Raw genomic sequence first — 14,308 nt, 5'->3', positions numbered from 1 at the left:
TGTGCGGAAGATTTATCTCCAAATCGAGATTCTATCTGACAAAGCGTGTAATAACGCGCATGTTAGGCCGCTCACAAGTGCCGTTTTTGGTAACGAAACGGTAAACAAAAAAAATAATTAGACAAAATTATTGTTTCTAAAAAGATTTTGTCAAGAATTGACGAGGCTGTTTTCGGTCCAAGTTTGAGGTGGTGAAAATGGTGTCAAAGGACGCATTTTCGTCCCCTGTGCCGCCGTATTCGTCCGATCTTCGTATATTGTGCGATAATTCCTCTTGGAGATACTTTCGCCATACCGTGAAAGTGGCGCAAGCAGGTGATGTTTTCTCCCTGTATGGCGCTTGTGTTAGCCGCTTGGGCTACACCGTTTAGGTTTCCGTCTGCGTAAGACGGCTGCTGCAGGAGCTTGGTATGAAGTCCTGCGCTAACTGGAGAAGGCTTGTGACAAAAGAAAATAATAATGAGGCTGATCGCGGTGAAAAAGGGGTCGAAACCGATCTGTTTTCGCCCGGTGTAGGCGCCCCGGTTTTCTCGGGCTCGCGCAAAGCGAATGAGGAGGTCCCGCAAGGGACAAAGGTCCCTGTGGCTGCTGCAGCGACGCTGCTATTCCAAGCTCCGACGATTTCTCACCCCGACACAAGCGGGAATGATGATGAGCGTCCCGCTCGTAAACAAAGGTCTCGCAGGCGCGTAGAGGAATTGGAAGAAGAGGTTGCGGACTCGTCCTTATTCGATGATGGAGAGCAAGACGGTGAGCACTCAGAACGCGCTGGTGACGACGCGAATGAAGAGCAGGTCACTACGGTGCGCAGGCGTAGGCGCAGGCGTTCCTCGACAGAAGATGATGATTCGTCTGAACTATCTAATGAGGTTGAGGGTGTCAAGGGTTCAACGCGTCTAGAGGCTAAACGTCAGCGTAGGCGTGAGGGGCGTCGAGAGAACCGTCGCCGTCAGGTTGTAACCGAATCGGAGTTCTTGGCCCGGCGTGAGTCTGTGAAGCGCGAGATGATCGTGCGCGAGAAGAATGGTTTAAACCAGATCGCCGTTCTTGAAGATGGGTTGCTTGTGGAGCATTACGTTGCGCGCCGCACCCAGCAGACAATGGTGGGCAACATTTACCTCGGTCGCGTGCAGAACGTTTTGCCGTCAATGGAGGCGGCGTTCGTTGACCTTGGAAAGGGTCGTAACGCGGTTTTGTATGCCGGTGAAGTGAACTGGGAAGCGCTCGGATTCCAAGGCAGACCGCGTCGGATCGAACAGGCTTTGAAGTCGGGTGACACAGTTCTGGTGCAGGTCACGAAGGATCCGATCGGGCACAAGGGTGCCCGTCTGACCTCGCAAATCACTTTGGCAGGCCGCTTCTTGGTGCTGGTGCCGGACGGGCAGATGACTGGTATTTCGCGCAAGCTTCCCGAGAAGGAGCGGGCGCGCCTGAAGAAGCTACTGTCTAAGATCGTTCCGAAGGATTCGGGAGTAATCGTCCGTACCGCTGCGGAGGGGGCGACGGAAGCGCAGTTGCGCGATGATGTGAATCGCCTGCAGGCGCAGTGGGACGAGGTCGTACAGAAGCAGAAGAAGGGGCAGAAAGCTCCGGTGATGCTGCGATCAGAGCCAGAGCTCGCTGTTCGCGTGGTTCGCGATGTCTTTAACGAGGATTTTTCTTCGCTAACGGTGCAGGGCTCGGGTACGTGGAAGACCATCAGCGAGTACGTGTCAAAGCTGTCACCGGACCTGGAAGATCGTTTGGTTCACTGGACCAAGCGCGAGGACGTGTTCCACTCGCATCGCGTTGATGAGCAGCTTGCGAAGGGAATGGATAATAAGGTCTGGCTTCCCTCGGGTGGTTCCTTGATTATCGACCGCACGGAGGCAATGACCGTCATCGATGTGAACACGGGCAAGTTTATTGGCTCAGGTGGCACTCTTGAAGAAACGGTCACCATGAACAACCTGGAGGCTGCTGAAGAGATTGTTCGGCAGCTTCGGCTTCGCGATATTGGCGGAATCATCGTCATTGACTTTGTTGACATGGTGCTCGAGTCTAACCGCGACCTCGTGCTACGCAGGCTGGTGGAGTGCTTAGGACGCGACCGTACCCGTCATCAGGTTACGGAGATTACGGCTCTAGGCCTTGTGCAAATGACTCGAAAGCGGGTTGGCGAAGGGTTAGTTGAAGCCTTCTCTACCCCGTGTGAGTGCTGTGAGGGCAGGGGCTTCATCGTTCACTCCAGTCCGGTAGAGAAGGATAAGTCTGGCCACGCTATCCCGCCGAAGAAGCAGACGTCAGAGCCGGTGAAAGAGCCGGAATCTGATGAGAAGCATGAGGAAGTGAAGGCAGCGCTTTCGGCAATAGCCGCCTCGGCTGCTTCTAAACATCACGAGGCTGAGGAAGACGCACAGGGTAACTCGAAGAAGTCTGATCGCAGGCGAGGACAAAGAAATCGCAAACGCCGCGATGGCAAGAATTCAGAAAGTGAGTCCAGCGCCCCTCATGCGAGCGGAGCTAACGAGCTAGAAGATTTGTCTGAGCAAGAAACCGGTGACGAAGAATCCAAGCCGAAGAAGTCTGAGAGTGGACCGGGGCATAAGCGCGATTCGAAGCAGTCAAGAGGGAAGCGGGACGGCGCCAAGGTATCTCACCAAGGCGTGGCCACGGACGGGAGCGAGCCGGAAGGCAAGCTAGCCAGGAAGGTGTCCGCGGGTAGTCAACGTAAGGAGTTGGCTTCGGCTCCTCGCGCCGCAAATCTTCTAGAAGCTGCAAATCATTCGGGTGAAACCGCGGTAGTGCCCCGCAAGCGAGCGCGGCGAGCGGTCACTATGGAGGTAGGAAACCCCAAGGTCAAGCTCGATCTGCCCGAGCCGGTAAAAACTGAAAAGATTGGAAGGCCCGCGGCTGTGAGCCTCGATGACATTCAGTTACCCGACGCTTCTTCCCGCCCTGCTAAGAAGGCTAGGCGAGCAGTAATGTCGCAACCTAATGCCGGTGGGGAAGAGAATAAGTAAACTCAAGACGACACGCGCGCGGCTCCGGTGGTGAATCCCACACGCCTACAAGCGGCAAAACGAGCAAATTCGTTTGATTGCTACGCGCGTTTCAAGTAGTCTTGATCGTCGGTGCGTTTCTTTGAACGCATAGTTAATTCGTAATCTATTAAGAGATGAGCAGCAACGTGGTCTACGCGATCGTCAAGGCCGGCGGCCGACAGGAGAAGGTGTCCGTCGGTGATGTCGTCGTCGTCGACAAGTTGGCAGGAGAACCCGGCGATACTGTCGAACTCCAGCCCCTAATGGTGGTCGACGGTGACAAGGTAACCTCGGACGTGTCGAAGCTCGACAAGGTTAAGGTAACTGCTGAAATCGTTGAGCCCGCCAAGGGTCCGAAGATTTCTATTATCAAGTTCAAGAACAAGACTGGCTACCGCAAGCGCCAAGGTCATCGTCAGCCCCTGACGAAGATCAAGGTAACTGGCATCAAGTAGTTAGTGTTCCTAAACTCGTTTTAGGACTGACAGAAAGAAGCTGAAAGATGGCAAGTAAGAAGGGACTCGGTTCTTCCAAGAACGGTCGCGACTCTAATGCCCAGCGTCTCGGCATCAAGCGCTTCGGAGGCCAGTTTGTACAGGCCGGCGAGATTCTAGTTCGTCAGCGCGGGACTCGTTACCACGCTGGTGAGAACGTAGGCCGCGGCAAGGATGACACGCTTTTCGCGCTCGTTGCAGGCGATGTTGAGTTCGCGAACAAGCGCAATCGTCGCGTCGTTAACGTGGTTGAGGTAGCATCTGCCTAACTAGTCTTAACGCTTTGAGGGTGATTGGGGTTTCCCATCACCCTCAAAATTTTATTATCTGAATTTGTAAAAGCTTGCCGCGTAGGGAGTAGCTATGGCGTCTTTTGTTGACAGGGTGACTTTGTACGTTACCGGTGGCAATGGTGGTCACGGCGCCGCATCGATTCGCCGTGAGAAATACAAACCACTCGGCGGCCCCGACGGGGGAAATGGTGGCGATGGTGGAAACGTGATTCTTGAGGTTTCGGATCAAACCACGTCTCTGCTTGACTACCACCATCTTCCGCACCGCAAGGCTGAGAATGGCACTCCTGGTCTTGGCGGAGACGGTGAGGGTCGAAACGGTGAGGATGTAGTACTTCCGGTTCCAGTGGGCACAGTGGTTAAGGATGCGGATGGGTCCCTCATCGCCGACCTGACCGAGGTGGGGACACGCGTGGTCATCGCTGAGGGTGGTAGAGGAGGCCTTGGCAACGCGGCATTGGCTTCTCGTAAGCGCAAGGCTCCGGGTTTTGCGTTGAAGGGTGAGCCGGGCGAGGAACGCACGGTCATTCTGGAACTGAAGTCGGTTGCTGACGTTGCGCTGGTTGGTTTCCCATCCGCGGGCAAATCTTCGCTTATCGCCGCCATGTCGGCTGCCCGTCCGAAGATTGCGGATTACCCGTTTACAACACTGGTCCCGAATCTGGGGGTTGTGCAGGCAGGCGAGATTCGCTACACCATTGCGGATGTGCCGGGCCTGATTCCAGGAGCTTCGGAGGGTAAGGGACTTGGTCTGGAGTTTTTGCGACACATTGAACGTTCGTCTGTGATTGTGCACGTTTTGGACGCGGCAACGTTCGAGCCTGAGCGCGATCCAGTTTCGGACCTCAAGACGATTGAAGAGGAGCTGGCTCAGTATCGTTCCGATTTGGGCGAGTTGGAAGGCTATGTGCCTCTGGGCGAGCGTCCGCGCGCGATTGTGGTGAATAAGATCGACATCCCCGATGGTCGCGATATGGCACATATGCAAAGCGAGGATCTACACGCGTTTGGCTGGCCGGTTTTTGAGGTTTCTGCGGTAACGCGCGAGGGTTTGAAGGAGCTGTCGTTCGCGCTTGCGAAGATGGTGCAGGATCATCGTGACTCGATGCCCGAGATCGAGCCCGCACCCACGGTATTGCGTCCGCAGGCGATTGGCGGACGTGAACGTGATGAGGTCATTACGGTTCGCAAAGTCTCTCACGCTGGGCGGGACTTGTTCCAGGTTCGAGGACGCAGGCCGGAGCGTTGGATTTTGCAGACTGATTTCGCAAATGATGAAGCGGTTGGCTACCTGGCAGATCGTCTGAGTTTGGCGGGAGTGGAAGACCTCTTGGCACAGGCTGGTGCGTTGCCTGGTGATCCCGTGGTGATTGGATCCATTGAGGATGGTGTCATTTTCGATTGGGAGCCGACCATGGAGACAGGTGCCGAGTTGCTTGGCCCACGCGGTTCAGACATGCGGTTTGAGGGTGGCGAGCGCCTGACCAGGCGCGAACGCAAGGCGCGTTTCCACGAGCGTATGGATGCAAAGCAGGCGGCTCGCGACGAGCTTTGGATGGACCGTGAAGCCGGAGTTTGGACCGATCCGGACGAGTAATGCGTATAAGCTTCCGGCATCCTTTCAAACCCGTAGGATAGGGAAGTAGTTAGCGGCCGGTATTTGGATTGAATGTGAGGCACGTGAAGGGCGAGGTATTGAATCATAGGCCGTCCATTGGGGTGATGGGCGGTACGTTTGACCCGATTCACCACGGGCACCTCGTTGCGGCCTCGGAAGTAATGGACGTGTTCAATCTGGATCAGGTGGTTTTCGTTCCCACTCAGATGCAACCGTTCAAGGAGGGCCGCAGGGTTACGTCTGCGGAGCATCGCTATTTGATGACGGTGATTGCAACGGCCTCGAATAATCGCTTCACGGTTTCACGCGTTGATATTGACCGCGGGGGCACCACGTACACGATTGATACGTTGAGCGATATTCGTGCAATGAGGCCGGATGCTGACCTCTTCTTTATTACCGGCGCGGATGCGCTGGAACAGATCCTCACGTGGAAGGATTCAGACAAGCTTTTTGAGATGGCACATTTTATTGGCGTGACAAGGCCGGGTCACGAGCTGAACGCGAGGGGGCTTCCGCCGGCGTCGGTGTCTTTGCTGGAGGTGCCCGCGATGGCAATTTCGTCTACGGATTGTCGCGCGCGCGTGAAGGCTGGCAAGCCGGTGTGGTATTTGGTGCCGGACGGGGTTGTGCAGTACATAGATAAGTACGGTCTGTATAGGCAGTAGTGGTTTTTGAGGCCGGAAGGTGGATTTTGGAACTTAGTGATTCTACGAGGCAGTACCTGCAGGTTGCGGTTAAGGCTGCGCAAGATAAATTGGGCGTTAACCCGGTTGCGATTCTAGTTGGCGAGCGCACTCCATTTACAGACGTATTCTTGGTCGTTTCTGCGTCGAGTGGTCGCCAGGTGCAGGCTATTGCAAATGAGGTCACCGATAAGGTGCTGGAGGCCGGAGGCAGGCGTCCGCGCGTGGAGAGCGGCGAGGAGCTTTCTTGGGTTCTGATGGATTTTGGCGATTTTGTGGTTCACGTTCAGTTGGATGAGCAGCGCGAGTTTTACGCGTTGGAGCGTTTGTGGGCAGATTGCCCGATTCTCGAGCTTTGAGGAGTTGAGTGGCTTATGAGTGACGCACCTCTTGTTAAGTCTCGTGTGATTTTTGTGCGCCATGGCCAGACGGACTTCAATATCGGAGGTCGCGTTCAGGGCGTGATTGATATTGAGCTAAATGAGGTGGGACGAGCACAGGCCGCCGAGATGGGGCCTATCGTGGCGACATTTCAACCAGATGCGATTGTTTCATCTGACTTGTCGCGCGCGATGGATACGGCCCATGAAATCTCGAGGCATTCGGGCCTGGAAGTGGTTGCGGATCCGCGGATTCGTGAACGCAACTTTGGTGCTTTTGAGGGGTTGAGCCGCGATGAGATGCTGGCTGAGCATCCGCAGTGGTATCGCGAGTGGCGCTCAACGGGTGATTGCGCAGGAGCACAGATCGAGTCTCGTGAGGATGTGGGGCGGCGCTTTGCCGAGGTAGTTGCGGAAGTCGTTAACGCTGCCCCCGGCACGTACGTGTTTGTGTCGCACGGGTCGGCTATTACTCAGGGGATTACCCAATTGCTCGGGATTGCGCCGGGATCTTGGTCTGGTCTGCGCGGCCTGGACAACTGTCACTGGTCGATTCTGGAGCAAGCTGATAGGTCCCCGTACTGGCGCTTGGTAGGCCACAACATCGGGGCATGAAGGACGCTCGTCGGTAGCGGCGCGCCCGTGAGCGGTCGCACAGGTGCCGGTTTGGCTAGGGCAGAGTTGTTCTGTATAGTTGTTACTTGTTTAAGGGGCTATGGCGCAGTTGGTAGCGCGCTTCCATGGCATGGAAGAGGTCAGGGGTTCGAATCCCCTTAGCTCCACCTGAGGGGGAACTGTCGAACTCTCGCTTTCGGGCGTAGGTTCGCACTTCCCCCGCTCTGTGTCCGCTGGCGAGTGCTTCTTCGAGGTCCTCGAACTCGATGGGCGCTGCGCTGTCATGGAAATAGGACGCGATGACGATCTGCTCGCGACCGATGAATACCTTGTCCACGAAGTATTCGAAGAGCTGATCGCGGGTCTCGGGCGTGTCGATCGTGGCCTGGGCGAAGCGCTTGTAGAACGAGCTAATGGAAGCTTCATCCTCAAAGAGGGCGGTTTTGACGTTTTCTGTTTGGATGGCTTGATTGAGATCGCATTTTTGTTCTTCCAGTGTACGCATGGCTTCGGCAGTGGTGTCATTGAAGATTCCTTGGGATATTGCTTTGACGAAGTTGGCGAGTTGGATTTCTACATCTTTGCGGCGGGTTTCTAGGGCTTTGAGGATTTCATTTTCTTGGCCGTGTGCTTTCCTGTAATGGTCTGCCGTGTCTACTGCTAGTGAGGCCAGCATTTCAGGGTCGCTGAGGAAAGACTCAATAATCTCTTCGATGTGCGTTTCGATTTCTTCTTTACGTATTGGTTTAGCAGAGCATGTCTTTTTACGTTGATTCAGGCAGTATTAGTACCTGTAGGTGCGTCCTGTCTTTGAGGTACCTGAGACACCTTCCATGGATCCGCCACAGTCCAGGCAGTAAGTGCGCCCGGTCAGCCAATAGTCGGGGGCATCGTCCCCTTGGGCGGTGAGTTCGGCCAGGGTTTTCGCTCCTAAGCGTTTATTGAGGGCAAAGCGGTGCTGGACTTTCTCAAAGGTGAGGTCGTCAACTAGGCGGGGCATCCCGTCCTTAATTACTTGTTTACCGTATGAATACTCACCGATGTAGGCACGGTTTTTGAGTATCTTGTTTAGGTTTTTAGGGGCAAACTTACCTCCACGGGTTGTGCGAATCTCTTGCGCGTTGAGTCTGTGGCAGATCTTCTGCATAGAGATACCTGAGGCGTAGTTGCTGAAAATTTGAGTGTGAAGCGTCCTGGGTTTTGTTCCGCTTCTTAAATGGGTGCCAACGCTCTGGCACGAGTTTGATTGTAACTGTTGACCTGCTCTGCTGGGGTCCGGTGTCCGAGTGCTTCGTGTAGCCGCTTGGTGTTCCACCAATGGACCCAGTTCATGGTCGCGAACTCAACCTCTGTTACCCCGGCCCAGTGCTGGGAGTAGATCAGCTCAGTCTTATACAGACCGTTTACGCTCTCGGCTAGTGCATTGTCGTACGAATCACCAACCGTGCCGGTCGATGAGGCGATCCCATGCTCGGCGAGCATGGCACCGTATGCGATGCAGACGTATTGCGAGCCGTGATCACTGTGATGGACGAGCGAGGCAAGATTGCCTTTGGCCTGGCTGATGGCCTGATCGAGAGCTTCCAACGGTAGTGCTTCAGTACGCATGGTTGAGCGGGTCGACCAGCCAACGATCATGCGCGAGAACACGTCGGTGACGAATGCGGTGTAGACGAATCCGGTCCGAGTGCGAACATAGGTAATGTCAGCAACCCACAACTGGTTCGGGCCATTGGCACGGAAGTTGCGCTGGACGAGGTCTGGCCTCGTGTCCGGCGCTTGCGGTGGCCTAGTTGTGATTGGGGATCTACCTCGACGCACGCCACTGACCTCGGCGATTTTCATCAATCGGGCAGTTTGGTCCCGGCCGATCTCCCAGCCCTCGCGACGCATCGCGTGCCACATTTTCCGCACGCCATACACTCCATAGTTCTCGGCATGAATCCGGCGAATCTTAGCGTTCTCCTCGCTCATGATCCCCGGTTTACGACCGGTATCGACCTGATCTTGGGAATACCACCGGCGCAGTGTTTCTTTCGCTATACCGAGCTTGTCTGCCGTATCCGTCAACACGGCACTGACCGACACTCCAGGATCGCCCTGGAGTCGATCCTAGACAAGCCGCACCGCACGAGCTCTAAATTCCTGTGAATATCTCTGGGACATACCCAAATCCTCCTCAATAAAACCGAGGAACAAAACCCAGGACGCTTCATACGATTTATTCGCTTAGGTGCTGTCGTCGGAGAGACCCCGGTGGATAACTGCTTGGCTACCTCTGATTCGATAGATAGTGGCTCTTCGGCCGCCGGTTTCGGAAGCCTTGGCTTGCGCGGAAGTTTCGGAGCTGGGGGAGTAGGGTTATCCAGCAGGTACAGCTTGCCAACGTCAGTCAATGTGGCGACGTACTCGCCGGTCTTGCGGCTGATTGCGCCCCCCTTCGACAGCGCTCGCCGATGTCTTCCACTCATCATTGGGCGGATCGGTCTCGACCTTGGAGTGCCACTGCAACACCTTATGCTGGATGAGATTGACTGAAACCATTGGCGTCTCCTCCTCGAAACAGCCACGAGCTATACACTCGCAATTTCAATTCTAAGACGGGCGTGCCCAGGTAAGCTTTAAATGTTGCCGACAGGCATGGAGAGATTCTTGTAGGGCCAACGTTGCACCCAGAGCTAGACCAAGTTGGAAATCCATCTGGAGATTGCGCAAATACTTGCGTAACCGCTGTAGACGGCTCCCAAGCGTGTAATACTGGAGAGAAAATGTCCTTTATAGCTCATAAGCTGATTAAGACGGTTCAGAATGAGACCGCGGCATCTTACTCATCTTACTTATTTGTAGGGGAGGGGTCGAGTAATGACAAAATTGGAAGAAATCAGTCTCTGAGTGTTTCGGGAGCTACCGACCGACTCATGGCCATCCCAGTTGTCGAGTGGAACGGGTTGGTGGATGATCCAGCTAGTGGCTTTGAGACACTGGACTTCCTTAAGAGTATAAAGGCTCGTCGTACTCCCAAGCGGGTAAGGTTTCCCTTAGTCTTTGACGAACTCTCGCCTGCGATTAGTGAAATTGGTGCCGATTCTGTTGAGCTGGGCTATAGCGACGCTAACGGAAAATGGAGGTCGCAGAAGTTCTTAATAGAACCGCGCCTCGCATACTTCCTCAGCGGCACAGGAACCTTGACGTTGATCATTCAAACGACGCTCGGGCAGTTGATCGCCAGCGTCATGACGAATGAACCAGCGCCATTGATGGCGGTGTTCCCCGGATCTCTTGCATCGAAACAACTGGATCAGATTATCGATATGTCGAATAGCTGGAACTTCGTTGTTCCGGGAAACCCCAGTATCTTTATTGGGGGAGAACAAATGCGTGACGATTCATATTTCTGCTACATCGCCACTCGTGAACAGACTGAGTTACCTGAAAAAATCCGGCAGGAAGAAGTTTGTGTTGCGTGCGGTGTGCATGGGGTCACGAGGGAACACTGCTCCCCGAATTGGCTCGCCAAGTACTGGCAAGTGACTCCAGTTACAGCTGAGATTTTATGTGATTCCTGCAATGGATTCTTCGGTCGAAAATTGGAAAAGCCTATTGCAGCCGCATACCAGGAGTTTTATAAAACTGCACAGGTGCTATCTACGTTAGTCAAGCCAGTAGATTTACTTATCCAGTGGTGTCTAAAGACTGCACTACTGCTTTCCATTGCCTCGGGCAAGAAGGTTGACAAGACTTGGATCAGAACCTTGCGACAGGGGCGAACGCCATCGGGGTTTGAGATCTACTTGAATGAGAATGTTTCAGGAATAAACGGATACTTCTTCAGTGTGACAACCCTTGCTGAGTCTGCCAGAAGAAGGGGTGACTTTCTTTTCTCGATGGCAATAAACGGACTTGCATTCGTCGTTGTTAGACATGGACAAGAGCGACACATGGTTCCTGAATTCGATCGAGTATTCCCGGTCGTGTCTAGGGCAGACATGAAACAAAGGGATGTCGTTAACATGCAGGAACTTCATGCTGCGGTCCTGGAGAGAATGACCGGGATGCCTTCGTCTTTCACAGGTGTCTGATATGCGCGTGTTGTTTTCTACAGGTAGAACCAGCTTGTCATGCCAGGTGGACGTGGTTGAACTTGCTTGAGGTTGTGCAGCAAACCTAGCGATTTGCACCCAGTCTGGCGGTCATGTGTACCCACCTAAGGCTTAACTGCACCCACCCACCCACCCCGGTCATGCACCCACTCCGGGATTTGTATCCAAAGTTGAGTACAGATAACCATTAGTACTCAACTTTGGCTACAAAAGTGTGAGTGCGGCACGAACCCCTCGGGTTCCGAGTTTTACTAGGTAAAACAGGGAATTCGAGGGGTTTGTTGTGCTTCTGGCATGGTGCGGATCGAGCGTGGAAGCGGGTGCCTGAGCAGGTTGTGGGTGCTTCGATCGGGTCGCGAATAGTGTTCTAAGGGGGTAGTGCCAAAAAGTGTGGTTTGCGCCGAAAAGTATGAGTGTCGCCGAAAGGTGTCGGATAGACAGAGAAGTGCGGGATCCATTGGCATGCCGGTTCCCGTAGCTTTGAGGCTATGGGAATATCGCAGCTCGACCTCGTCCGCATCCGTCGCTGGTGCGATGCCCGCGTCCCCAAACACCTATGGGAACAGGTCAAGGTTGAAGCCGACGTCGTCGACCGTCACGTCACCATCGTTTAAGTCCGCCCACCAAGGGACGGGCAAGGTGAACACACCCGTTTCCCGATAGCCCGTCTGCGCTACGCCAAATCCACCAAACTCTGGTCCCTTTACTGGCGTAACCGTAACCTGAAATTCCACGCCTGCGACATCGAACTATCACGCCTCGTTGACGATCTGCTGGACTACATCGAGAACTCAGCGAACCCATCTTCTTCGGCTAAAATCCCTGGTCACGCGGTTTTGCACCCGCCCAAACCTAAATGCACCCAGCACGGGCAAGCGTCGTAACGTATCAACAACTACGTCGTAGGGAACATGAGTTGAATATCTTGATACAACTTAACCAGTTGGGGTTCATCGGGAAGCTGGCTTTGACCAGGAATTGTTCAACATAAAGGCCATCAAATCTACAACGGAAACGAGGGGGAGAACGAACTTGGCAATTGAGTGCGCTGGAGAGGAGGGAATGGCGAACTGCCCTTCTTTGTTATGCTCAGCGGCTCCCCGCTTGGCGTCCAGTCTGTCCTGATCAGCCGGGCGCTTCGTCTCCAATATAGACAGATCAAATTCCTACAATTTCCAAATCCTCCACGCGATGTTCCCAGACCCAGTCGAGTCCCTCAGCAGCTTCGTAGCCAAGGTATCCAGCATTACAATAACCGCATAGAAGTAGGAGATGGTCAAGTTTCCTCGCCGTAGGTACGTTTCAGCTGGTGTGCCTTCGTTGCCTCCTCCTTACGTCTTTTGTTTGTGTTAGTGAAGTCGCCAGCACTCTTGGCTTCAATAAGGACTGGGAAATCGGATGTCCTGCGTACATGTGGTTGAACAATGAGGGCGATCGGCATATTGATCATCTTGCCGTCTTGGTTTTGGACGCGGACATTGTGTATCGAGAAAGTTCCTGCGAGAAGGCCTTTCAGAGGTAGATTGCTGGAATAACGTTGTCCTGTGTATCCGCGTGCGGTTAACCAGTCTCGTATAACCGCCATTTGGAGAGCTTCTTGCGCGTTGCGAATAATAGGATCGGTTAGAGCCCCGCGCCTGCGATCTCCCACGGCAACTGATGCAAGTTCGATCTGTTTCGGAGTCGGTGGAGTCTTCGTTTGAACCCACTCGAATAGGGTATCGTCTAGGAGTTCCATGATGATTTTTATGATCTGGATCAGGTTTTGACTTGAGGAAGTCGTGTTCAAAGCCTGATAACGAGTAGCCGTGGCCGTTGTCTCGCCCTGAGGTAAGATACGGTCACGCTTTTGTTCAGTCGAGGTCCCAGACAGGTAGGTTCCTCCAGTCATCGGGGAACCCCATCTCATCGATTTGCCGCAATGCCAGTGGCTCGTACTCTTCCTTTACCAGCTTGCGAACCTTATTCACCCAGGTTGAGCCAGGAGAGACGCTTCGTAGCATGAACGCGATGATGGTGAGAGCCCCGAAGAGTCGTTCACTTTGCCCTTTAGGGAGACAAGACAACTCTTGGATCGTGCGGAAAGCGTTCGTGGATGCGGGAGTGAAGTAACGGTTCCACAGTCGGCCGTGGTGAGCGCAAGTGTTTCGTAGGACGGTGAGTTGTTCGCACCATCGAGCGAGTGGATCTTGATTGTAGTAGCTCTTCTTCTGGCGCGAATTCAGCTGATCAGGGTCAAGACGGAAACCGAACCTGTGTGAGATGCTTCGCTGATCCTCCAGGATGAGGCCGTCAAAGAGCATCGAAATGTCGGAGAAATCTAGGACATCAGCAAGAACCCAGAAAGGGTAGTCGTCATAGTTGGCTGCGTAGTGAGCAACAGCATGATTGCGCTTGCGTGCTCGGTCCACGCGCTTCTCTGCAGTTTCTAGCCAATCTTGATGCTGGAATTCCTCCCGGAAACAGCCGGGATCCTTGTAGGACAAGGCCCCTTTAGTGATGAGTAGTTCACCGATCCGCGCGCGAAGCGCAACCTCAATGCGCTCAATCCCATCGTAGATAAGTGTGCGCATTTTGCGGTCGAACTCGTAGAGCGCCACTACTTCCTCAAACGTTGTGCCCGGCACGAAGTCATCAGCGCGTTGTGGTTCTTTGGGATCTTCAGGCTCCGGAAGCACTCGGTATGAGTACCAGTACCCGGACAATCGGTAGTAAGAGACGCTGAATAGCCATTGCCGTGCTAGCGACTCGTTGACCTTCATCCCGCGGGTGCGCATGAGTGCAATCTGCTCATCAACCGTGGTGGGATTCTTGATCTTCTTCATGGAGTGCTGCTATCTGGATAGAAATCCAGCCCGTCTGCAACCGAGTGGTCGAAGCGGGCTGAACGATTACCTGCACGTTACCACGAGCTCCGCGAGAACTCCAATCCTTGAGGTGAGCCCACCTCGTGCTCGCTGTGTGTGCCAGCTCGGCTTAGACACGGATGAAGCCAAGTGCTGGACCTGATTGAGGGCCGGCCCTGGACTGCGATGTGGCGCAGCGGAACCGACCGTGGTGACACTCACGATATGAGGTGTGTGCTCTCGCTGGGGGGGG

At 54.2% G+C, this 14,308-nt stretch carries 15 protein-coding genes, 1 tRNA gene and 1 pseudogene; 11 read left to right on the top strand and 6 right to left on the bottom strand.

Annotated features, from left to right (window positions below; all coding sequences use genetic code 11):
- Positions 1-410: 410 nt before the first annotated feature.
- The 9 genes from HMPREF2891_RS01920 (at position 411) to HMPREF2891_RS09745 (ending at position 7,707) form a co-directional block, all read left to right on the top strand.
- Positions 411-3,002: an Rne/Rng family ribonuclease gene (locus HMPREF2891_RS01920; protein WP_070663713.1), complete on the top strand. Its 2,592-nt coding sequence runs from the start codon at positions 411-413 to the stop codon at positions 3,000-3,002.
- Positions 3,003-3,157: 155 nt separating this feature from the next.
- Entirely contained in the window at positions 3,158-3,478 is a 321-nt protein-coding gene (rplU, locus tag HMPREF2891_RS01915; RefSeq protein ID WP_070663712.1) for a 50S ribosomal protein L21, read from the top strand.
- A gap of 47 nt (positions 3,479-3,525) precedes the next feature.
- Complete coding sequence (gene rpmA / locus HMPREF2891_RS01910) at positions 3,526-3,786, top strand: 50S ribosomal protein L27 (protein ID WP_070663711.1); 261 nt, start codon at positions 3,526-3,528, stop codon at positions 3,784-3,786.
- A 94-nt stretch (positions 3,787-3,880) separates the two neighbouring features.
- Complete coding sequence (obgE, locus tag HMPREF2891_RS01905) at positions 3,881-5,407, top strand: GTPase ObgE (RefSeq protein WP_070663710.1); 1,527 nt, start codon at positions 3,881-3,883, stop codon at positions 5,405-5,407.
- Between the two features lie 74 nt (positions 5,408-5,481).
- Positions 5,482-6,096: a nicotinate-nucleotide adenylyltransferase gene (gene nadD, locus HMPREF2891_RS01900; protein WP_070663709.1), complete on the top strand. Its 615-nt coding sequence runs from the start codon at positions 5,482-5,484 to the stop codon at positions 6,094-6,096.
- A gap of 26 nt (positions 6,097-6,122) precedes the next feature.
- On the top strand, positions 6,123-6,473 hold the full coding sequence (gene rsfS / locus HMPREF2891_RS01895; RefSeq protein ID WP_070663769.1) for a ribosome silencing factor: 351 nt from the start codon (positions 6,123-6,125) through the stop codon (positions 6,471-6,473).
- 15 nt (positions 6,474-6,488) lie between these two features.
- Entirely contained in the window at positions 6,489-7,109 is a 621-nt protein-coding gene (locus tag HMPREF2891_RS01890; protein ID WP_070663708.1) for a histidine phosphatase family protein, read from the top strand.
- Between the two features lie 94 nt (positions 7,110-7,203).
- Positions 7,204-7,276 (top strand) — tRNA-Ala (locus HMPREF2891_RS01885).
- A gap of 59 nt (positions 7,277-7,335) precedes the next feature.
- Positions 7,336-7,707: a hypothetical protein gene (locus HMPREF2891_RS09745; protein WP_070663707.1), complete on the top strand. Its 372-nt coding sequence runs from the start codon at positions 7,336-7,338 to the stop codon at positions 7,705-7,707.
- Between the two features lie 186 nt (positions 7,708-7,893).
- On the opposite strand, the gene HMPREF2891_RS09740 is transcribed toward HMPREF2891_RS09745, so the two are convergent.
- Entirely contained in the window at positions 7,894-8,424 is a 531-nt protein-coding gene (locus tag HMPREF2891_RS09740) for a recombinase family protein (RefSeq protein ID WP_261666662.1), read from the bottom strand.
- Positions 8,322-9,182: an IS3 family transposase gene (locus tag HMPREF2891_RS01870; protein WP_261666830.1), complete on the bottom strand. Its 861-nt coding sequence runs from the start codon at positions 9,180-9,182 to the stop codon at positions 8,322-8,324. Before HMPREF2891_RS01870 ends, HMPREF2891_RS09740 begins: the two co-directional genes overlap by 103 nt.
- Before the next feature lie 695 nt (positions 9,183-9,877).
- Here HMPREF2891_RS01870 and HMPREF2891_RS01865 point away from each other — a divergent pair.
- Complete coding sequence (locus tag HMPREF2891_RS01865) at positions 9,878-11,188, top strand: hypothetical protein (protein ID WP_070619922.1); 1,311 nt, start codon at positions 9,878-9,880, stop codon at positions 11,186-11,188.
- A 575-nt stretch (positions 11,189-11,763) separates the two neighbouring features.
- Here HMPREF2891_RS01865 and HMPREF2891_RS09735 read toward each other — a convergent pair.
- Complete coding sequence (locus HMPREF2891_RS09735; protein WP_222563167.1) at positions 11,764-11,943, bottom strand: hypothetical protein; 180 nt, start codon at positions 11,941-11,943, stop codon at positions 11,764-11,766.
- On the opposite strand from HMPREF2891_RS09735, the gene HMPREF2891_RS09940 reads away from it, so the two are divergent.
- The gene (locus tag HMPREF2891_RS09940; protein WP_222563170.1) at positions 11,869-12,093 is read left to right on the top strand and encodes a DUF3024 domain-containing protein; all 225 of its coding nucleotides are present in this window, start codon (positions 11,869-11,871) and stop codon (positions 12,091-12,093) included. The genes HMPREF2891_RS09735 and HMPREF2891_RS09940 overlap by 75 nt on opposite strands.
- 274 nt (positions 12,094-12,367) lie before the next feature.
- Here the strand turns inward: HMPREF2891_RS09940 and HMPREF2891_RS09935 are convergent.
- The 3 genes and pseudogenes from HMPREF2891_RS09935 to HMPREF2891_RS01850 form a co-directional block, all read right to left on the bottom strand.
- Positions 12,368-12,475, bottom strand: a pseudogene (locus HMPREF2891_RS09935) (XamI family restriction endonuclease); the annotation flags it as partial.
- A 10-nt stretch (positions 12,476-12,485) separates the two neighbouring features.
- A complete protein-coding gene (locus tag HMPREF2891_RS01855; RefSeq protein WP_070619928.1) occupies positions 12,486-13,100 on the bottom strand; it encodes a XamI family restriction endonuclease in 615 nt (204 codons plus the stop codon).
- Complete coding sequence (locus HMPREF2891_RS01850) at positions 13,063-14,034, bottom strand: Abi family protein (RefSeq protein ID WP_070619931.1); 972 nt, start codon at positions 14,032-14,034, stop codon at positions 13,063-13,065. Before HMPREF2891_RS01850 ends, HMPREF2891_RS01855 begins: the two co-directional genes overlap by 38 nt.
- Positions 14,035-14,308 lie beyond the last annotated feature (274 nt).

Source organism: Actinomyces sp. HMSC065F11 (genome assembly GCF_001813085.1).
GTDB lineage: Bacteria > Actinomycetota > Actinomycetes > Actinomycetales > Actinomycetaceae > Gleimia > Gleimia europaea.
Note: the sequence above shows the minus strand (reverse complement) of the source record. Positions and strands in the feature narration are given on the sequence as shown.